The sequence below is a fragment of the Thermus sp. genome, from assembly GCF_037444525.1.
Taxonomy (GTDB): Bacteria; Deinococcota; Deinococci; order Deinococcales; family Thermaceae; genus Thermus.
On the sequence record NZ_JBBIMD010000003.1, the window covers coordinates 1 to 18,243 of the forward strand.

Annotated in this window: 18 protein-coding genes and 1 pseudogene; 17 read left to right on the forward strand and 2 right to left on the reverse strand. The window is 66.5% G+C overall.

The features are described from left to right. Nucleotides 1–127: 127 nt before the first annotated feature. Nucleotides 128–464 (reverse strand): annotated as a pseudogene (locus WKI94_RS00630) (hypothetical protein); the annotation flags it as partial. Nucleotides 465–533: 69 nt separating this feature from the next. Between WKI94_RS00630 and WKI94_RS00635 the strand changes: the two are divergent. The 17 genes from WKI94_RS00635 (at nucleotide 534) to WKI94_RS00715 (ending at nucleotide 16,771) form a co-directional block, all read left to right on the forward strand. Beyond that, entirely contained in the window at nucleotides 534–1,166 is a 633-nt protein-coding gene (locus WKI94_RS00635; protein WP_337843843.1) for a Rad52/Rad22 family DNA repair protein, read from the forward strand. Further along, nucleotides 1,163–1,897, forward strand: coding sequence for a metallophosphoesterase (locus tag WKI94_RS00640; RefSeq protein WP_337843844.1), 735 nt, complete (start codon nucleotides 1,163–1,165; stop codon nucleotides 1,895–1,897). The genes WKI94_RS00635 and WKI94_RS00640 overlap by 4 nt, the downstream gene beginning before the upstream one ends. A gap of 1 nt (nucleotide 1,898) precedes the next feature. Beyond that, nucleotides 1,899–2,723: a 16S rRNA (adenine(1518)-N(6)/adenine(1519)-N(6))-dimethyltransferase RsmA gene (rsmA, locus tag WKI94_RS00645; RefSeq protein ID WP_337843845.1), complete on the forward strand. Its 825-nt coding sequence runs from the start codon at nucleotides 1,899–1,901 to the stop codon at nucleotides 2,721–2,723. 150 nt (nucleotides 2,724–2,873) lie between these two features. Beyond that, on the forward strand, nucleotides 2,874–3,233 hold the full coding sequence (locus WKI94_RS00650; RefSeq protein ID WP_337843846.1) for an NADH-quinone oxidoreductase subunit A: 360 nt from the start codon (nucleotides 2,874–2,876) through the stop codon (nucleotides 3,231–3,233). Then, the gene (locus WKI94_RS00655) at nucleotides 3,224–3,763 is read left to right on the forward strand and encodes an NADH-quinone oxidoreductase subunit B family protein (protein WP_337843847.1); all 540 of its coding nucleotides are present in this window, start codon (nucleotides 3,224–3,226) and stop codon (nucleotides 3,761–3,763) included. The genes WKI94_RS00650 and WKI94_RS00655 overlap by 10 nt, the downstream gene beginning before the upstream one ends. Before the next feature lie 3 nt (nucleotides 3,764–3,766). Continuing rightward, entirely contained in the window at nucleotides 3,767–4,387 is a 621-nt protein-coding gene (locus WKI94_RS00660) for an NADH-quinone oxidoreductase subunit C (protein ID WP_337843848.1), read from the forward strand. Continuing rightward, nucleotides 4,384–5,601, forward strand: a complete 1,218-nt coding sequence (gene nuoD, locus WKI94_RS00665) for an NADH dehydrogenase (quinone) subunit D (protein ID WP_337843849.1) — start codon at nucleotides 4,384–4,386, stop codon at nucleotides 5,599–5,601. The genes WKI94_RS00660 and nuoD overlap by 4 nt, the downstream gene beginning before the upstream one ends. An 8-nt stretch (nucleotides 5,602–5,609) precedes the next feature. Next, nucleotides 5,610–6,155, forward strand: a complete 546-nt coding sequence (nuoE, locus tag WKI94_RS00670) for an NADH-quinone oxidoreductase subunit NuoE (RefSeq protein ID WP_337843850.1) — start codon at nucleotides 5,610–5,612, stop codon at nucleotides 6,153–6,155. Then, nucleotides 6,152–7,465 carry an NADH-quinone oxidoreductase subunit NuoF gene (nuoF, locus tag WKI94_RS00675; protein WP_337843851.1) on the forward strand — a complete coding sequence of 438 codons (1,314 nt, stop codon included), beginning with the start codon at nucleotides 6,152–6,154 and terminating at the stop codon, nucleotides 7,463–7,465. Before nuoE ends, nuoF begins: the two co-directional genes overlap by 4 nt. 1 nt (nucleotide 7,466) lies before the next feature. Continuing rightward, entirely contained in the window at nucleotides 7,467–9,809 is a 2,343-nt protein-coding gene (gene nuoG, locus WKI94_RS00680) for an NADH-quinone oxidoreductase subunit NuoG (RefSeq protein ID WP_337843852.1), read from the forward strand. A gap of 26 nt (nucleotides 9,810–9,835) precedes the next feature. After that, nucleotides 9,836–10,900, forward strand: a complete 1,065-nt coding sequence (gene nuoH, locus WKI94_RS00685; RefSeq protein WP_337843900.1) for an NADH-quinone oxidoreductase subunit NuoH — start codon at nucleotides 9,836–9,838, stop codon at nucleotides 10,898–10,900. Further along, entirely contained in the window at nucleotides 10,897–11,445 is a 549-nt protein-coding gene (gene nuoI, locus WKI94_RS00690) for an NADH-quinone oxidoreductase subunit NuoI (RefSeq protein WP_337843853.1), read from the forward strand. The genes nuoH and nuoI overlap by 4 nt, the downstream gene beginning before the upstream one ends. Beyond that, nucleotides 11,442–11,978, forward strand: coding sequence for an NADH-quinone oxidoreductase subunit J (locus WKI94_RS00695; RefSeq protein WP_337843854.1), 537 nt, complete (start codon nucleotides 11,442–11,444; stop codon nucleotides 11,976–11,978). The genes nuoI and WKI94_RS00695 overlap by 4 nt, the downstream gene beginning before the upstream one ends. After that, on the forward strand, nucleotides 11,975–12,262 hold the full coding sequence (gene nuoK, locus WKI94_RS00700; protein ID WP_337843855.1) for an NADH-quinone oxidoreductase subunit NuoK: 288 nt from the start codon (nucleotides 11,975–11,977) through the stop codon (nucleotides 12,260–12,262). The genes WKI94_RS00695 and nuoK overlap by 4 nt, the downstream gene beginning before the upstream one ends. A gap of 2 nt (nucleotides 12,263–12,264) precedes the next feature. After that, nucleotides 12,265–14,085, forward strand: a complete 1,821-nt coding sequence (nuoL, locus tag WKI94_RS00705) for an NADH-quinone oxidoreductase subunit L (protein WP_337843856.1) — start codon at nucleotides 12,265–12,267, stop codon at nucleotides 14,083–14,085. Then, nucleotides 14,079–15,488, forward strand: a complete 1,410-nt coding sequence (locus tag WKI94_RS00710; protein WP_337843857.1) for an NADH-quinone oxidoreductase subunit M — start codon at nucleotides 14,079–14,081, stop codon at nucleotides 15,486–15,488. Before nuoL ends, WKI94_RS00710 begins: the two co-directional genes overlap by 7 nt. Beyond that, nucleotides 15,485–16,771 (forward strand): NADH-quinone oxidoreductase subunit N, encoded by a 1,287-nt coding sequence (locus WKI94_RS00715; protein ID WP_337843859.1) that lies wholly within the window; start codon nucleotides 15,485–15,487, stop codon nucleotides 16,769–16,771. Before WKI94_RS00710 ends, WKI94_RS00715 begins: the two co-directional genes overlap by 4 nt. Nucleotides 16,772–16,811: 40 nt before the next feature. Here the strand turns inward: WKI94_RS00715 and dnaB are convergent, their stop codons facing one another. Then, nucleotides 16,812–18,143 carry a replicative DNA helicase gene (gene dnaB, locus WKI94_RS00720; protein ID WP_337843860.1) on the reverse strand — a complete coding sequence of 444 codons (1,332 nt, stop codon included), beginning with the start codon at nucleotides 18,141–18,143 and terminating at the stop codon, nucleotides 16,812–16,814. Nucleotides 18,144–18,243 lie beyond the last annotated feature (100 nt).

The window sequence follows — 18,243 nt, forward strand, 5'->3', positions numbered from 1 at the left end:
GCCAGCCGGGCTCCCTTCCACATCTCCTGGCCGATGGTGGTAAGCTGCATTCGTGGGGACCTCCTTCATGTTGGAGTGGTCCCCACATTTTAGTTGGGGCAGTCTCACATGTGTTTGTCCGAGCACAGTCCCCTTCCTTAAGCCGCACCTCCACCCGGCCCTTCTTGTCCTTGACGGAAAGCCGGGCCTTGGCCTTCCCCTTGCGGTACTCCGCCTTCCACTCCCCCTTCTTCACCTCGTACTTCACCCTTACCCAGCCCCGGCGCCTCAGGTCCTCGTCGTGGTAGCGGAAGACCGCCTCCGCCCCCCCGGGCCTGGTAAACCACCACCACCCCTTGGGGCTCGAGGACGCGCTCCACCACCACCGCCTGGGGGAAGAGGGTGAAGCCCAAGGAGGCGGAGAGCTGGACCTCGAGGGCCAAGGCCAGGGCCAGAAACGGCAAGAGGAAAAGGGTCTTGCCCATACCCATACCCAAACCCTACCCCAAACCCCCTACCCCCTTTGTGAGAGAGCGCTGAAGTACACTTAACCTATGGACGAAGTCTGGCAGAAGCTTTCCGAGCCCTTCCCTCCTGAGGAGGTCCAGTGGCGCATTGAGGCCCTCTCCAAAGACCGAAAACGGGCCCTGGTGGTCCCCTACGTGGACGCCCGCACCGTCTTGGACCGGCTGGACCGGGTGGTGGGCCCTGAGGGCTGGCACGACGAGTACCAGGTCCTGGCCGATGCGGAAAGGACCCTAAAGGACGAGCGCGGGGAAAGGCAGGAACGGCTTGTGGAGGTGAAGTGCCGCCTCACCGTCCTCGGGGTCACCAAGGAGGACGTGGGGGAAGGGGACTCCCTGAAGGCCGCCTTCTCCGATGCCCTGAAGCGCGCCGCAGTGAAGTTCGGCGTGGGGCGCTACCTCTACCGGCTGGAGAAGCAGTGGGTGGACTACGATGCGGAAAAGGGGCGCTTCACCCCCCCTAGGCTCCCCACGCAGGAAGCGCCGGAAGAGGAGGAAAAGCCGGAGGCCCACCGGCTCATAGACCAGCTTTTGGAAAGGCTTAAGGAAAAGGGCCTGGGCAAGGAGGCGGCCCGCATCCTCACAAGGTACGGGGGCTACGGCAAGACCCCCGAGGAGACCAAAAGGCTTTACGGGGAGCTGAGGAGCCTGCTCAAGGGATGAGGCTCGTCGCGGTCGGGGACCTCCACGCCAACTTCCCCACCCTCTGGCGCGTCCTTAGGGCCGAGGGGCTCCTGGACCCCAGCTTCCGGCCCACGGAGGCCCTAAGGACCGGGGAGACCCGCCTCATCCTCCTGGGCGATCTGGTCCACCCCAAAACCCCCAAGGACTACGAGCGCCTCACGGGGCTTTCCCCCTTCAACCCCGAAGACCCCCTGCACCTGCGCCTGGCCGCGGGCGCCCAGATCCGGGAGCTCTTCCGCCTCAAGGCCCTCCAGGAGGCGGCCCCGGCGGGGGTGACCATCCTCCTCGGCAACCACGACGAGGCCGCCTTAAAGGGGGAGCCCGTCCTGGGCAACCGCCACCTCCTCCACCTGGAGTTCCACCCCGAACGCGGGGGCAAGGCCCTCCCCGAGCCCCTCAGGGCCTGGATGATGGGGTTTCCCCGGGAAGTGGTCCTGGAGGGCATCCACTTCGCCCACGTAGGCCCCGTGCCCTGGCTCCAGACCTACGATGAGCTCTTCTACGCCCAAAGCGAGCCCAAGACCTGGTGGTTCATGACCCCGGACTACGTGGAGAGAATGGGGTTCCGCTATGGGGTTTACGGGCACACCCCCATGCGAGAGGGCATCCTCCTTAGGGAGCGCTTTGCCCTCATAGACGCCCTGGACCTAGGGGAATACCTGGAGATCTGGCCCGAAGACCCCCTGCGGGTGCGGGTCCGCAAGGTCTAGCATGCCGAACCTACGCCAGGAAGTGCGCGTCCTCCTCCACCGCCGCGGCCTTAAGGCCGACAAGCGCTTCGGCCAGAACTTTTTGGTGGAGGAGGCGTACCTAAAGCGCATTGTGGAGGCGGCCCAGCCCTTTACCGGGCCCGTCTACGAGGTGGGGCCGGGCCTCGGGTTCTTGACCCGTGCCCTAGCCCAAGCGGGGGCCCGGGTGACGGCCATAGAGAAGGACCTGCGCCTTAAGCCCCTCCTAGAGGAGACCCTTGCGGGCCTCGCGGTGGAGCTGGTCTTCGCCGATGCCCTCCTCTTCCCCTGGAGGGAGGTGCCGGAGGGGAGCCTCCTCGTGGCCAACCTCCCTTACCACATCGCCACCCCCCTGGTGACGGAGCTCTTGAAGACGGGGCGCTTCGCCAAGCTGGTCTTCCTGGTGCAGAAGGAGGTGGCCGAGCGCATGGTGGCGGGGCCCAATACCCCGGCCTACGGCCTCCTCTCCCTCCGGGTGGCCCACCATGCCCGGGGGGAGAAGCTCTTTGACCTCCCCCCCGGGGCCTTCTTCCCACCCCCCAAGGTCCGTAGCAGCCTGGTGCGCCTCACCCCCACGGGCCAGGGGGATGAGCCCGGGCTTTTCCGGCTCATAGAGGCCGCCTTTGCCCACCGGCGCAAAACCCTAAAAAACGCCCTGGAACAGGCAGGCTACCCCCGGGAAGCAATCCTTACGGCCCTAAAGGCCCTGGGCCTCCCCGAGGAGGTCCGGGCCGAGGCCCTGGACCTCTCCACCTTCCGCGCCCTATGGGAAACCCTACACCAAAGTGTAGGAGTTGGAAACCGATAACCAGAAGGCTTACACCGATAGTCCGCCCCCTGGTGTACCCCGCCCGGCTTGCGCAAAAGGGAAGGTGATAAGATAGGCGGGAATCGGGCGGGGCCTCCGGGGGGCTTTAGGGGCTCCAGCTCGTGAAGGTAGGCACGAAAGGAGGGGACCTTGGCGCCCATAGCGGAGTACATCAACGTCCTGATCTACGTGGGGGTGGCCCTGTTCATCGGGGCGGCGGCCCTTTTGGTGGGGGCCCTTCTCGGCCCCAAGAAGCCCGGCCGGGCCAAGCTCATGCCCTATGAATCGGGCAACGACCCCGCAGGGGAGGTAAAGCGTTTTCCCGTCCACTTCTACGTGGTGGCCATGCTCTTCATCCTCTTTGACGTGGAGGTGGCCTTCCTCTGGCCCTACGCGGTGAGCGCGGGGGGGCTTGGGCTTTATGGGTTCCTGGGGGTTTTAACCTTCACCCTCCTCCTCCTGGTGGGCTTCCTCTACGAGTGGTGGAAGGGGGTGATGCGGTGGCACTGAAGGACCTCTTTGAGCGGGACGTTCAGGAGCTGGAGCGGGAGGGCATCCTCTTCACCACCCTGGAGAAGCTGGTGGCCTGGGGGCGGAGCAACTCCCTGTGGCCCGCCACCTTTGGCCTCGCCTGCTGCGCCATTGAGATGATGGCCTCCACCGACGCCCGCAACGACCTGGCCCGCTTTGGCAGCGAGGTCTTTAGGGCAAGCCCCAGGCAAGCGGATGTGATGATCGTGGCCGGGCGGCTTTCCAAGAAGATGGCCCCGGTGATGCGGCGGGTTTGGGAGCAGATGCCCGACCCCAAGTGGGTCATCTCCATGGGGGCCTGCGCCAGCTCCGGGGGGATGTTCAACAACTACGCCATCGTGCAGAACGTGGACTCCGTGGTGCCGGTGGACGTCTACGTGCCCGGCTGCCCACCGCGCCCCGAGGCCCTCATCTACGCGGTGATGCAGCTCCAAAAGAAGGTGCGCGGCCAGGCCTATAACGAAAGGGGGGAAAAGCTCCCCCCGGTGGCCGCCTGGAAGAGGGGGTGAGGCGTGCGGCTTAGGAAGGTTCTGGAAGAGGCGACAGCCCAGGGCTACCCCGTGGAGGAAAACGGCCTCGGCAACCTCTGGGTGGTCCTGCCCCGGGAAGCCTTCAAGGAGACCATGGCCCGCTACCAGGCCCTGGGCTTCAACTACCTGGCGGACATCGTGGGGATAGATTACCTCACCTACCCCGACCCCAGGCCGGAGCGCTTCGCCGTGGTCTACGAGCTGGTCTCCCTGCCGGGCTGGAAGGACGGGGACGGGAGCCGCTTCTTTGTGCGGGTCTACGTGCCGGAGAAGGACCCTCGGTTGCCCACGGTGACGGACCTTTGGGGGAGCGCCAACTTCCTGGAGCGGGAGGTTTACGATATGTTTGGCATCGTCTTTGAGGGGCACCCGGATCTGCGCAAGATCCTCACCCCGGAGGACCTCGAGGGCCACCCCTTGCGCAAGGACTTCCCCTTGGGGGAAACCCCCACCCTCTTCCGGGAGGGGCGCTACATCATCCCAGCGGAGTTCCGGGCGGCCCTCACGGGCAAGGACCCGGGCCTTACCGGCTACCGGGGCGGGAGCCGCAAGGGGTACCGGGCCCTTTGGGCTGACCTGGTGAAGGCGAAGGAGGCCAAATGAAGGACTACCTGGACCCGGTGGAAACCCTAGAGGAGCCCAAAGAGCTCCGCACCGAGGTCATGACCCTGAACGTGGGGCCCCAGCACCCCTCCACCCACGGGGTCTTGCGGGTGGTGGTGACCCTATCGGGCGAGGAGGTCCTGGACCTCGTCCCCCACATCGGCTACCTCCACACCGGTTTTGAGAAGAACATGGAAAACCGGACGTATACGCAGGTCATCACGTATACGCCCCGGATGGACTACCTCCACTCCTTCGCCCACGACCTGGCCTACGCCCTGGCGGTGGAGAAGCTGGTGGGGGCGGTCGTACCCCCTAGGGCGGAGACCATCCGCATCATCCTGAACGAGCTTTCCCGCCTAGCAAGCCACCTGGTCTTCCTGGGGACGGGGCTTTTGGACCTCGGGGCCCTCACCCCCTTCTTCTACGCCTTCCGGGAACGGGAAACCATCCTGGACCTCTTTGAGTGGGTCACGGGCCAGCGCTTCCACCACAACTACATCCGCATCGGGGGGGTCAAGGAGGACCTCCCCGAGGAGTTTGTCCCCGAGCTCAAGAAGCTTCTGGAGGTCCTTCCCCACCGCATAGACGAGTACGAGGCCCTCTTTGCGGAAAGCCCCATTTTCTACGAGCGGGCCCGGGGCGTGGGGGTGATCCCCCCCGAGGTGGCCATCCACCTGGGCCTCACCGGAGGGTCCCTTAGGGCCAGCGGGGTGAACTACGACGTGCGCAAGGCCTACCCCTACGCGGGCTACGAGACCTACACCTTTGACGTGCCCTTGGGGGAGCACGGGGACGTCTTTGACCGGATGATCGTCCGCATCCGGGAGATGCGGGAGTCGGTGAAGATCATCCGGCAGGCCCTGGAAAGACTGGAGCCGGGACCGGTGCGGGACCCCAACCCCCAGATCACCCCGCCCCCGAGGCCCCTTCTGGAGACCTCCATGGAAGCGGTCATCTACCACTTCAAGCACTACACCGAGGGCTTCCACCCTCCAAAGGGCGAGGTCTACGTGCCCACGGAGTCCGCCCGGGGGGAGCTCGGCTACTACATCGTCTCCGACGGGGGGAGCATGCCCTACCGCGTGAAGGTGCGGGCCCCAAGCTTCGTCAACCTGCAAAGCCTCCCCTACGCCTCTAAGGGGGAACAGGTGCCGGACATGGTGGCCATCATCGCCAGCCTGGACCCCGTGATGGGGGACGTGGACCGCTAGGAGGAAAGATGGGCTTCTTTGACGACAAGGAAGACTTCCTGAAGGAGACCTTCGCCAAGTACCCCGAGGAGGGGCGGCGGGCAGCCATCATGCCACTCCTAAGGCGGGTGCAGCAGGAGGAAGGCTGGATCCGCCCCGAGCGGGTGGAGGAGATCGCCCGCCTGGTGGGCACCACCCCCACGGAGGTCATGGGGGTGGCGAGCTTTTACTCCTACTACCAGTTCGTGCCCACGGGGAAGTACCACCTCCAGGTGTGCGCCACCTTAAGCTGCAAGCTGGCCGGGGCGGACGAGCTTTGGGACCACCTCGTGGAGGAGCTCGGCATCGGCCCCGGAGAGGTGACCCCGGATGGGCTTTTCAGCCTGCAGAAGGTGGAGTGCCTGGGAAGCTGCCACACCGCCCCCGTAATCCAAGTGAACGACGAACCCTACGTGGAGTGCGTGACGCGCGCCCGGCTTAAGGCCCTCCTGGAAGGCCTAAGGGCGGGCAAAAGGCTAGAGGAGATTGAGCTTCCCGGCCGCTGCGGCCACCACGTGCACGAGGTGGAGGTATGACGGGGCCCATCGTTTCCGGAAAAGACCCCCGGTTTGAAAGGACCCTCTACACCCACGTGGGCCAGGAGGGGAGCTGGACCCTGGACTACTACCTCCGCCACGGGGGGTACGAGACCGCCCGCAGAGTCTTAAAGGAAAAGACCCCCGAGGAGGTGATTGAGGAGGCCAAGCGCGCGGGGCTCAGGGGCCGGGGCGGGGCGGGCTTCCCCACCGGGGTCAAGTGGAGCTTCATGCCCAAGGACGGGCGGCAACACTACCTCATCTGCAACGCCGACGAGTCCGAGCCGGGGAGCTTCAAGGACCGCTACATCCTGGAGGACGTCCCCCACCTCCTCATTGAGGGGATGATCCTGGCGGGCTACGCCATCCGGGCCACCGTGGGCTACATCTACGTGCGGGGGGAGTACAGGAGGGCGGCGGACCGCCTCGAGGCGGCCATAGGGGAGGCCCTGGCGCGGGGGTATCTCGGGGACAACCTCTTTGGCACCGACTTCAGCTTCCGCCTCTACGTGCACCGGGGGGCCGGGGCTTATATCTGCGGGGAGGAGACCGCCCTCATGAACTCCCTGGAGGGCCTAAGGGCCAACCCCCGCCTCAAGCCCCCCTTCCCCGCCCAGTCCGGGCTTTGGGGCAAGCCCACCACCATCAACAACGTGGAGACCCTGGCCTCGGTGGTGCCCATCCTGGAGCGGGGCGCGGACTGGTTCGCCAGCATGGGCACGGAGGGCTCCAAGGGGATGAAGCTCTACCAGGTCTCGGGGCCCGTGCGGCGCCCCGGGGTCTACGAGCTCCCCATGGGGACCACCTTCCGCGAGCTCATCTACGAGTGGGCGGGAGGGCCTTTGGAGCCCATCCAGGCCCTCATCCCCGGGGGGTCCTCCACCCCACCCCTCCCCTTTACCGACGAGGTCCTGGACACCCCCATGAGCTACGAGCACCTGCAGGCCAAGGGCTCCCTCCTCGGCACCGGGGGGGTCATCCTCATCCCCGAGCGGGTGAGCATGGTGGACGCCATGTGGAACGTCACCCGCTTCTACGCCCACGAGTCCTGCGGCAAGTGCACCCCCTGCCGGGAAGGGGTAGCGGGGTTCATGGTGAACCTCTTCGCCAAGATCGGCTCCGGGGAGGGCGAGGAGAAGGACGTGGCCAACCTGGAGAACCTCCTGGACCTCATTGAGGGCCGCTCCTTCTGCCCCCTGGCGGACGCGGCCGTCTGGCCCGTTCGGGGGTCCTTGCGCCACTTCAAGGACCAGTACCTGGCCTTGGTGCGGGAAAAGCGCCCCGTGCCCAAAGTAAGCCTCTGGAGGTAGCATGGTAAGGGTCAAGGTCAACGACCGCTACGTGGAGGTGCCCCCGGGGACCAGCGTCATGGACGCGGTCTTCCACGCGGGGTACGACGTTCCCCTCTTCTGCTCCGAGCGCCACCTCTCCCCCATCGGGGCCTGCCGCATGTGCCTGGTGCGGATTGGCCTCCCCAAGCGGGGGCCGGATGGGAAGCCTCTCCTCAACGAAAGGGGGGAGCCCGAGATCCAGTGGCAACCGAAGCTGGCCGCAAGCTGCGTCACCGCGGTGGCCGAGGGGATGGTGGTGGACACCCAGTCCGACCTGGTGCGCCAGGCCCAGGCGGGGATGGTGGAGTTCACCCTCCTGAACCACCCCCTGGACTGCCCCACCTGCGACAAGGGCGGGGCCTGCGAGCTCCAGGACCGCACGGTGGAATACGGGCTCTATGAGAAGTACTACCAGGGAGACCCCCTGGCCCTTCCCGTCTACACCCGCTTTGAGTTCACCCGCCGCCATGTGGACAAGCACCACCCCCTCTCCCCCTACATCGTCCTGGACCGGGAGCGGTGCATCCACTGCAAGCGGTGCGTGCGCTACTTTGAGGAGATCCCGGGGGATGAGGTCCTGGACTTCATCGAGCGGGGGGTGCACACCTTCATCGGCACCATGGACTTCGGCCTCCCCTCGGGCTTCTCGGGGAACATTACGGACATCTGCCCTGTGGGGGCCCTTTTGGACCTCACCGCCCGCTTCCGGGCCAGGAACTGGGAGATGGAGGAGACCCCCACCCACTGCACCCTTTGCGCGGTGGGGTGCGGGATCACCGCGGACACCCGAAGCGGCGAGCTCCTTAGGGTCCGGGCCCGGGAGGTCCCCGAGGTCAACGAGATCTGGCTCTGCGACGCGGGCCGCTTCGGCCACGAGTGGGCGGACCAAAACCGGCTCAAGACCCCCCTGGTGCGCCGGGGAGGGCAACTGGTGGAGGCCACCTGGGAGGAGGCCTTCCAGGCCATCCGCGAGGGGCTTAGGGACATCCCCAAGGAAAAGGTGGGGCTCTACCTCTCGGGGGACGCCACGCTGGAGGAGGGCCTCATGGCCGCGGAGCTTGCCAAGGCCCTCGGCACCCCCCATCTGGACTTCCAAGGCCGCACCCCCGCTCCCCTGGGCCTTTTCACCACGGCTACCCTGGAGGAGCTCTTGGAGGCCGACCTCGCCCTGGTCCTCGGAGACCCCACGAAGGAGGCCCCCATCCTCCACCTGAGGCTTTCCGAATTCGTCCGAGGCCTCAAGCCCCCCTTCCGCTTCAACCACGGCACCCCCTTCGCCGACCTCGCCATCAAGGAGAGGATGCCGAGGCGGAAGGACAAGCTCGCGGTCTTCGCCCCCCATCCGGTGGAGGTCATGAAATGGGCGGAGGTGAAGGAGGTCCACGCCCCGGGGGCGGAGCGGGAGATCCTCCTCGCTCTCCTTGGGGAGAAGGGGGGAAGCGAGGCGGTGGAGAAGGCTAAGGCCATGTGGGAAAAGGCGGCGCGCCCCATCCTCATCCTGGGAGCCGGGGTGCTCCAGGACACGGTGGCTGCGGAGCGGGCCAGGATCCTGGCCGAGCAGAAGGGGGCCAAGGTCCTCCCCATGCCCCCCGCTCCCAACGCCCAGGGCCTCGAGGCCATAGGGGTCCTTCCCCAGGAGGGGGGTGCGGGCTGGGACGAGGCCGGGGCTCTTGCGGCCTACTACGGCTACCTGCCCCCCGAGGAGGCCCTTAAGGGCAAGCGCTTCCTCCTCTTCCACCTCTCCCACCTCCACCCCCTGGCGAAGCGCTACGCCCACGTGGTCCTCCCCGCCCCCACGCCTTACGAGAAGCGGGGGCACCTCCTGAACCTCGAGGGCCGCCTCCTCCTCCTAAGCCCCGCCCCCATAGAGAACGGTGAGGCGGAGGAGGCCCTACAGGTCCTGGCCCTCCTGGCGGAGGCCCTAGGGGTGCGGCCTCCCTTCAGGCTCCGGCTAGAGGCGGAAAAGGCCCTCAAGCGGAGGTTCCCCGAGCCCCTTCAGGTCTTCCCCCACCGCATCCACACCCTAAGGCCCAAGGAGCGGGCGGGCCGGCTCTACTTCCGGCCCACCATGTGGAAGGCCCACCAGCTCACGGGGCGGGTGGCCTTCCGGCCTAGGCTGGAGGCCCACCCCGAAACCGCCCGCCAGGAGGGGCTAAAGGATGGGATGCAGGTGGCGGTGGAAACCCCCTTCGGCCGGCTCGAGGCCCAGGTGGCCCTGGACGAGGCCCTGCCCCAGGGCTTCCTCTACCTGAGCGCCCTCGGCCCCTACGCGGGCCGCTTAAGCCCGGCCCAGGTCCTGGTGCCCACAGGAGGTGAGGCGTGAACCCCTACCCCCTGGACCCCTACTGGATGGTAGCCCTGAAGGCCCTTTTGGTGGTGGTGGGACTCCTCACCGCCTTCGCCTTCATGACCCTCATTGAGAGGCGGCTCCTCGCCCGCTTCCAGGTGCGCATGGGGCCCAACCGGGTGGGGCCTTCAGGCCTCTTCCAGCCCATCGCCGACGCCATCAAGAGCATCTTCAAGGAAGACCTGGTGGTGGAGCGGGCGGACAAGGTCCTGTTCGTCCTGGCCCCCCTCATCGGGGTGGTCTTCGCCCTTTTGGCCTTCGGGGCCATCCCCTTTGGCCCTCTGGGGAGCTTCTTCGGCTTCCAGCCCTGGGTGGTGAACCTGGACCTGGGCCTCCTCTACCTCTTCGCGGTGAGCGAGCTGGCCATCTACGGCATCTTCCTCTCGGGGTGGGCCTCGGGAAGCAAGTACAGCCTCCTAGGCTCCCTGCGCTCCTCCGCAAGCCTCATCTCCTACGAGCTCGGCCTGGGCATCGCCCTTCTTGCCCCGGTGCTCCTGGTGGGCAGCCTCAACCTGAACGACATCGTGAACTGGCAGAAGGAGCACGGCTGGCTGGCCCTCTACGCCTTCCCCGCCTTCCTGGTCTACCTCATCGCTGCCCTGGCCGAGGCCGCCCGCACGCCCTTTGACCTCCCTGAGGCGGAGCAGGAGCTGGTGGGCGGCTACCACACGGAGTACAGCTCCATCAAGTGGGCCCTCTTCCAGATGACGGAGTACATCCACTTCATCACCGCCAGCGCCCTCATCCCCACCCTCTTCCTCGGGGGCTGGACCATGCCCTTCCTGAACATCCCCTACCTCTGGATGTTCCTCAAGATCGTCTTCTTCCTCTTCGTCTTCATCTGGATCCGGGCCACCTGGTTCCGCCTGCGCTACGACCAGCTCCTCCGCTTCGGCTGGGGCTTCCTCTTCCCGGTGGCCCTCCTTTGGTTCCTGGCCACCGCCTTCGTGGTGGCCCTGGACCTGCCCCGGGTCTACCTCCAGTACCTCTCCCTCCTAAGCTTCCTGCTCCTTCTCGGCGGCGTGTTCTACACCCCAAGGAAAGCCCCTAAGGGAGGTGCCCTATGACCCTAAAGGCCTTGGCCCAAAGCCTTGGGATTACCCTGAAGTACTTCTTCTCCAAGCCGGTCACCATCCCCTACCCCGACGCCCCCGTGCCCCTGAAGCCCCGCTTCCACGGCCGCCACGTCCTCACCCGCCACCCCAACGGCCTGGAGAAGTGCATCGGCTGCTCCTTGTGCGCGGCCGCCTGCCCCGCCTACGCCATCTACGTGGAGCCCGCGGAGAACGACCCGGAAAACCCGGTGTCCGCCGGGGAGCGCTACGCCAAGGTCTACGAGATCAACATGCTCCGGTGCATCTTCTGCGGGCTCTGCGAGGAGGCCTGCCCCACGGGGGCCATCGTCTTGGGGTACGACTTTGAGATGGCGGACTACCAGTACTCCGATCTCATCTACGGCAAGGAGGACATGCTGGTGGACGTGATGGGCACCAGGCCCCAGCGCCGGGAGGCCAAGATGACGGGCAAGCCGGTGAAGCCGGGTTACACCGTGCCCTACGTGCGCCCGGAGCTGGAGGGCTTCAAAGCCCCCACAAAAGGAGGTGGGCGGTGAGCCCCTGGGAAGCCTTGGCCCTCCTCCTCCTGGCCGTCACGGGGGTCCTGGTGGTAACCCTCAGGAACGCCATCCACGCCGCCTTGGCCCTCATCCTGAACTTCCTGGTCCTGGCCGGGGTCTACGTGGCCCTGGACGCCCGCTTCCTGGCCTTCACCCAGGTGATCGTCTACGCGGGGGCCATCGTGGTCCTCTTCCTCTTCGTCATCATGCTCCTCTTCGCCGCCCAAGGGGAGATGGGCTTTGACCCCTTGGTGCGAAGCCGCCCCCTGGCGGCCCTCATCGCCCTTGGGGTCTTCCTCCTCCTCTCCAGCGGCTTAACGGGCCTTGGCCTCACCCTGGACAAGGACCTAAGCGGGGGCCTACCCCAGGCCCTGGGGCCCCTCCTCTTTGGGGACTGGCTCCTTGTGCTCCTCGCGGTGGGCTTCCTCCTCATGGCCGCCACGGTGGTGGCCGTGGTCCTGGTCCAGCCTGCCAAACCCCTGGATGCCCTTAAAGCGGAGGAGCGCAAGGAAAAGGAGGTGGTGCGGTGAGCTACCTCCTCGCCTCGGCCCTGCTCTTCTCCCTGGGGGTCTATGGGGTCCTGACCCGGAGGACGGCCATCCTCCTCTTCCTCTCCATTGAGCTCATGCTGAACGCAGCCAACCTGGCCTTTGTCACCCTGGCCAAGGCCCATGGGCTTGCGGGCCAGGTGGCCGCGCTCTTCGTCATCGCGGTGGCTGCCGCGGAGGTGGCGGTGGGCCTCGGCCTCATCGTGGCCGTGTTCCGCCACCGGGAAAGCACCGCGGTGGATGACCTGTCCCAGCTTAGGGGGTGAACATGGCGCTTCTAGGAACCATCCTCCTGCCCCTTGTGGGCTTTGCCCTCCTGGGGCTTTTCGGCCGCAGGATGAAAGAGCCCCTGCCCGGGGTGCTGGCCTCCCTCCTGGTCCTCGCCTCCTTCCTCCTGGGGGTGGGGCTCCTCCTCGGAGGGGGCGCCCGTTTCCACGCGGAATGGCTTCCCGGGATCTCCTTTAGCCTTCTTCTGGACAACCTCTCGGGCTTCATGCTCATCATCGTCACCGGGGTAGGCTTCCTCATCCACGTGTACGCCATCGGTTACATGGCGGGTGACCCCGGTTATAGCCGCTTCTTCGCCTACTTCAACTTCTTCATCGCCATGATGCTCACCCTGGTCCTGGCCGACAGCTACCCCGTGATGTTCATCGGCTGGGAAGGGGTGGGGCTAGCGAGCTTCCTCCTCATCGGCTTCTGGTACCAAAACGCCCAGTACGCGGACAGCGCCCGCAAGGCCTTCATCGTGAACCGCATCGGGGACCTGGGCTTCATGCTGGGCATGGCCATCCTCTGGGCCCTTTACGGCACCCTTTCCATCAGCGAGCTAAAGGAAGCCCTGGAAGGCCCCCTAAAGAACCCCGAGCTCCTGGCCCTGGCCGGGCTCCTCCTCTTCCTGGGGGCGGTGGGGAAGAGCGCCCAGGTGCCCCTCATGGTCTGGCTCCCGGATGCCATGGCGGGGCCTACCCCGGTTTCCGCCCTCATCCACGCGGCCACCATGGTGACCGCGGGGGTCTACCTCATCGCCCGGAGCTCCTTCCTCTATAGTGCCCTGCCGGATGTCTCCTACGCCATCGCGGTGGTGGGCCTCCTCACCGCGCTTTATGGGGCTCTTTCCGCCTTCGGCCAGACGGACATCAAGCGGATCGTCGCCTACTCCACCATCAGCCAGCTCGGGTACATGTTCCTGGCCGCAGGGGTAGGGGCCTACTGGGTGGCCCTCTTCCACGTCTTCACCCATGCCTTCTTTAAGGCTCTCCTCTTCCTGGCCTCCGGGAGCGTGATCCACGCTCTCGGAGGGGAGCAGGACGTGCGGAGGATGGGAGGGCTCTGGAGGCACCTCCCCAATACCCGCTGGCACGCCCTCATCGGGGCCTTGGCCCTAGGGGGGCTTCCCCTGCTTTCTGGCTTCTGGTCCAAGGACGCCATCCTCACCGCCACCCTCACCTATCCCTTCGGGGGCGTGGGTTTCTACGTGGGGGCCCTCCTGGTGGCCGTCCTCACCGCCATGTACGCCATGCGCTGGTTCGTCCTGGTCTTCCTGGGAGAGGAGCGGGGGCACCACCACCCCCACGAGGCCCCGCCGGTGATGCTCTGGCCCAACCACCTCTTGGCCTTAGGCTCGGTGCTGGTGGGGTATTTGGCCCTGCCCCATCCCCTGCCCAATGGCCTCGAGCCCTTCCTGAAGCCCGCCCTGGCGGAAGTGGAGACCCACCACCTCTCTTTGGGCGCGGAGTGGGGCCTCATCGGCCTCTCGGCCCTGGTGGCCCTCTTAGGCCTTTGGGCCGGGTACACCTTCTTTCAAAAGAAGGCCCTCCCCGGCTGGTACCTGGCCTTTGAGGCCTGGTCTCGGGAGGCCTTCTACGCAGACCGGATCTATAACGCCCTCATCGTGAACCCCTTAAAGGCCCTGGCGGAAGCCCTCTTCCTGGGAGATGGGGCCCTCCTTCGGGGCTTCTTCGGGCTTGGGGGCGCGGTTCGGGACCTGGGGCAGGGCCTGGCCCGGCTCCAGGCGGGCTACCTTAGGGTCTACGCTCTTGTCTTCGTACTGGGCGTGCTGGTCCTTCTGGGGGTGATGCGGTGGTAGTCTTGGCCATTCTCCTACCCCTCCTCTTCGGAGCCCTCCTTCTCCTGGGCCTCCCCCAGCGTCTTGGGGTCTTCGGGGCGGGGCTTGCCTTCCTCCTCAACCTGTACCTCTTCCTAGCCCACCCGGGTGGGGTGGCCTACGGCGTCCAGGCCCCCCTCCTCCCAGGGCTTGGAGTCTACTGGGCCTTCGGGCTGGACGGGCTTTCCGCCTTCTTCTTCCTCACCGTAGGCCTTACGGTCTTCCTAGGGGCGCTTTTGGCACGGGTGGAAGGGCGCTTCCTGGGGCTTGTCCTCCTCATGGAGGGGCTCCTTTTGGGGCTCTTTGCTGCCCGGGACCTGGTGGTCTTTTACCTCTTCTTTGAGGCGGCCCTCATCCCCGCCCTCCTCATGCTCCTCTTCTACGGCGGGACGGAAAGGGTGCGGGCTCTCTACACCTTCCTCCTCTTCACCCTGGCGGGGTCCTTGCCCATGCTGGCCGCCATCTTGGCGGTAAGGGTCCTCGGGGGAAGCCCGAGCTTCCTCCTGGAAGACCTCCTGGCCCACCCCGTGAGGGGCGGCGCCGCCTTCTGGGTCTTCCTGGGCTTCGCCCTGGCCTTCGCCATCAAGACCCCCCTCTTCCCCGTGCACGCCTGGCTTCCCCTCTTCCACCAGGAGAACCACCCCTCAGGGCTGGCGGACGCCTTGGGCACCCTCTACAAGGTGGGGGTCTATGCCTTCTTCCGCTTCGCCCTACCCTTGGCCCCCGAGGGGTTCATGGAGATGCAGGGCCTTCTCCTCTTCCTCGCAGCCCTCTCCGCCCTCTACGGGGCCTGGGTGGCCTTTAGCGCCACCGACTTCAAGACCCTCCTGGCCTACGCCGGGGTGTCCCACATGGGGGTGGCCGCCCTCGGAGTCTTCTCGGGCACGGAAGAAGGGGCCTTAGGAGGGCTTTTCCTCCTTGCAGCAAGCGGGGTATACACCGGGGCCCTTTTCGTCCTGGTGGGGCGGCTTTACGAGCGGACCGGCACCCTGGAGATCGGCCGCTTCCGCGGCCTCGCGAGGAGCGCTCCTGGGCTTGCCGCCCTCCTCCTCTTCCTCCTCCTTGCCATGATCGGTCTTCCCGGGCTTGCGGGCTTCCCGGGGGAGCTCCTCACCCTCCTCGGGGCCTACAAGGCGAGCCCCTGGCTTGCCGCCCTGGCCTTCCTCTCGGTGATCGCCGCCGCGGCCTACGCCCTCACCGCCTTCCAGAAAACCTTCTGGGAGGAGGAGGGCAAGGGGGTAGCGGACCTAAAGGGGGAGGAGTGGACCTTTGCGACCCTATCCGCCCTGGCCCTTCTCGCCCTGGGGCTTTTCCCGGGGTTCTTCCTGGAGGGGCTTAGGCCCCTGGCCGAGGCCCTGGCCCGCGCCTTAGGAGGTGGCGCATGACCCTTCTCATCCTGGGACTTTTCGCCGTGGCCCTGACCCTTTTGGGCTTCTTCGTGTCGGCGGCCGCCCTGAAGCGGCTGGTCATCCTGGGGCTTTCCCTGGGGGTGCTGAGCGTCCTCCTCACCTGGAACGCTCCCCTAGAGATGGGGCCCTACCGGGTGGACGGGGTAAGCCGGACCTTCACCCTCCTGGCCCTTCTGGGGGCGCTTTGGACGGTGGGGCTGGTGCGCTCTAGGCGGTTTGAGTTCCACCTCCTGGTCCTCTACGCCGCCCTGGGGATGCACCTCCTAGCCTCCACGAAAAACCTCATCCTCATGCTGGTGGCCCTGGAGGCCCTCTCCCTTCCCCTCTACGCCCTGGCTGCCTGGCGGCGGGGAGAGGGGCTGGAAGCTGCCCTCAAGTACTTCCTCCTGGGGGCCCTGGCCGCGGCCTTCTTCCTCTTCGGATCGGCCCTCCACTTTGGGGCCACGGGGAGCCTCGAGGCGGGCGCCCCCGGGGCGGGCCCCCTCTACACCCTGGCCCTGGGCCTCCTCCTGGTGGGCCTGGGCTTCAAGGTGGCCTTGGCCCCCTTCCACTTCTGGACCCCAGATGTCTACCAGGGAAGCCCCACCCCCGTGGTCCTCTTCATGGCCACCGGGGTCAAGGCCGCGGCCTTCGCCGCCCTTCTCCGGATCGCCGCCCCTGGGCCTGGGGACGCCCTGACCCTCCTCATCGCCCTCTCCGTCCTCCTAGGGAACCTAGCCGCATTGTCGCAAAAGGAGACCAAGCGCCTCCTCGCCTACAGCTCCATCGCCCATGCGGGCTACATGGCCCTGGCCCTCTACACCGGGAGCGCCGAGGCCTTAGGATTCTACCTCCTCACCTACGTCCTGGCCACGGGCCTGGCCTTCGCGGTGCTCTCCGAAATCTCCCCGGACCGGGTGCCCTTGGAGGGGCTCAAGGGGCTTTTCCAAAAGGACCCCTTCCTAGGCCTGGCCCTCTTCCTCGCCGCCCTCTCCCTCCTGGGCCTTCCCCCTTTGGCGGGGTTCTGGGGGAAGTACCTGGTCTTCAGCGAGGCGGCCAAGGCGGGGCAGTGGGGGCTTCTGGTCCTCGCCCTCCTCACCAGCGCGGTGAGCGCCTACTACTACCTGGCCCTGGCCCTGGCCCCCTTCCAGAAGGGGGAGGCGGAGGCCGCCCCCAGGCCTTTGGCCCGAAACGTGGCCCTCCTGGTGGGGCTTCTTCTCCTCCTCCTCGGGCTCTTCCCGGGGACCGTCCTCCCTGCCCTGGCGGCGGGGCACCCGTAAACCTCCTTTCTTCCCCGGGGCCTAAAGGCCCCGGGGGGCTTTATTCCTTGGCCAGGTCGTTGAAGCGCACGTGCTGGGCGTGGAACTGGAGCTCCACCGTGCCCGTGGGGCCATTTCTCTGCTTGCCCACGATGATCTCCGCGGTGCCCGCCTTTTCCGAGTGGGGGTTATAGTACTCGTCCCGATAGATGAACATCACCAGGTCCGCGTCCTGCTCAATGGAGCCCGATTCCCTTAGGTCGGAGAGCATGGGGCGCTTGTTGGGGCGGTTCTCCACCGCCCGGGAAAGCTGGCTTAGGGCCAAAACGGGTAGGTTCAGCTCCCGGGCCAAGGCCTTGAGCCCCCGGGAGATGGCGGCGATCTCCTGCTGGCGGTTCTCCCCGTTCTTACCCCCTCCGGGGCCGGACATGAGCTGGAGGTAGTCTATGACGATCAGGCCCACCCCGTACTGGTGCTTCAGGCGCCGCGCCCGGGCGCGGAGCTCCATGAGGGTGAGGTCGGAGGTGTCGTCAATGTAGATGGGGGCCTCGGAAAGGCGGCCCGCCACGTCCACCAGCCGGGAGAAATCCCGATCCGCAAGCTGGCCTAAGCGCACCCGGTTCATGTCTATGCGGGCCTCGGAGCACATCATGCGTAAGGCAAGCTGGGCCGCGGGCATCTCCAGGGAGTAGATCCCCACCCCCACCCCCTCCTTCAGGGCCACGTGTTGGGCGATGGTAAGGGCGAAGGCCGTCTTGCCCATGGCCGGGCGGGCGGCGATGATGTTCAGGGAACCGGGGGCCAGGGCCCCGATGAGCTCGTCCAGCTCCTTAAACCCCGTGCGCACCCCCGCCACCTGGCCCTTGCTCTGGTAGAGGGCTTCTATGTGCGCGAAGGTGTCGTGGACCAGCTCTCGCATGGGGCGGGCTTCCGCCTCCTGCTTGGCCAGGGCCACCTCCAGGATCTTCTTCCCCGCCTGGTCCAGGATCTCGTCCAGGCCCCCGGCCTCCTCGTAGGCCAGGCGCATGGCCTCCCCCGCCGCGTGGATGAGGCGCCTTAAGGCCCACTTCTCCGCCACGATGCGGGCGTAGTGCTCCGCGTAGGCTGCGGTGGGGGTGGCCTCGGAAAGCTCCAGGAGGTAGGAAAGCCCCCCCACCCCCTCCAGCTCCCCCCTCCGGCGAAGCTCCTCCTGCAGGGTCACCAAGTCCACGGGCTGGCCCTGGGCCCTTAGGGCCTGGATGGCGGCATAGATCCTGCGGTGGGCCTCGGCGTAGAAGGCCTCGGGGGAAGGGAGAAGGCCTTCTATATCGTCCAGAACGCTATGGTCCAGCATAATGGCCCCGAGAACGCTCTGCTCGGCCTCGAGGTTATGGGGGGGAACCCGGCCTTCCATAAGCCCTATCAGGCTAAGCCGCCCCCCCCACCCTCCGCCAGGGGGCCTTTCCCCGTGGTAAGGATTGGGCCCTTACCGTCCTCTTAGGAAAGGGGGCTAG

Coding starts and splice junctions, on each gene's coding strand:
- WKI94_RS00635 (WP_337843843.1), top strand. CDS start 534: ATGGACGAAGTCTGGCAGAAGCTTTCCGAGCCCTTCCCTCCTGAGGAG.
- WKI94_RS00640 (WP_337843844.1), top strand. CDS start 1,163: ATGAGGCTCGTCGCGGTCGGGGACCTCCACGCCAACTTCCCCACCCTC.
- rsmA (WP_337843845.1), top strand. CDS start 1,899: ATGCCGAACCTACGCCAGGAAGTGCGCGTCCTCCTCCACCGCCGCGGC.
- nuoD (WP_337843849.1), top strand. CDS start 4,384: ATGAAGGACTACCTGGACCCGGTGGAAACCCTAGAGGAGCCCAAAGAG.
- nuoE (WP_337843850.1), top strand. CDS start 5,610: ATGGGCTTCTTTGACGACAAGGAAGACTTCCTGAAGGAGACCTTCGCC.
- nuoF (WP_337843851.1), top strand. CDS start 6,152: ATGACGGGGCCCATCGTTTCCGGAAAAGACCCCCGGTTTGAAAGGACC.
- nuoG (WP_337843852.1), top strand. CDS start 7,467: ATGGTAAGGGTCAAGGTCAACGACCGCTACGTGGAGGTGCCCCCGGGG.
- nuoH (WP_337843900.1), top strand. CDS start 9,836: ATGGTAGCCCTGAAGGCCCTTTTGGTGGTGGTGGGACTCCTCACCGCC.
- nuoI (WP_337843853.1), top strand. CDS start 10,897: ATGACCCTAAAGGCCTTGGCCCAAAGCCTTGGGATTACCCTGAAGTAC.
- nuoL (WP_337843856.1), top strand. CDS start 12,265: ATGGCGCTTCTAGGAACCATCCTCCTGCCCCTTGTGGGCTTTGCCCTC.
- WKI94_RS00715 (WP_337843859.1), top strand. CDS start 15,485: ATGACCCTTCTCATCCTGGGACTTTTCGCCGTGGCCCTGACCCTTTTG.
- dnaB (WP_337843860.1), bottom strand. CDS start 18,143: ATGGAAGGCCGGGTTCCCCCCCATAACCTCGAGGCCGAGCAGAGCGTT.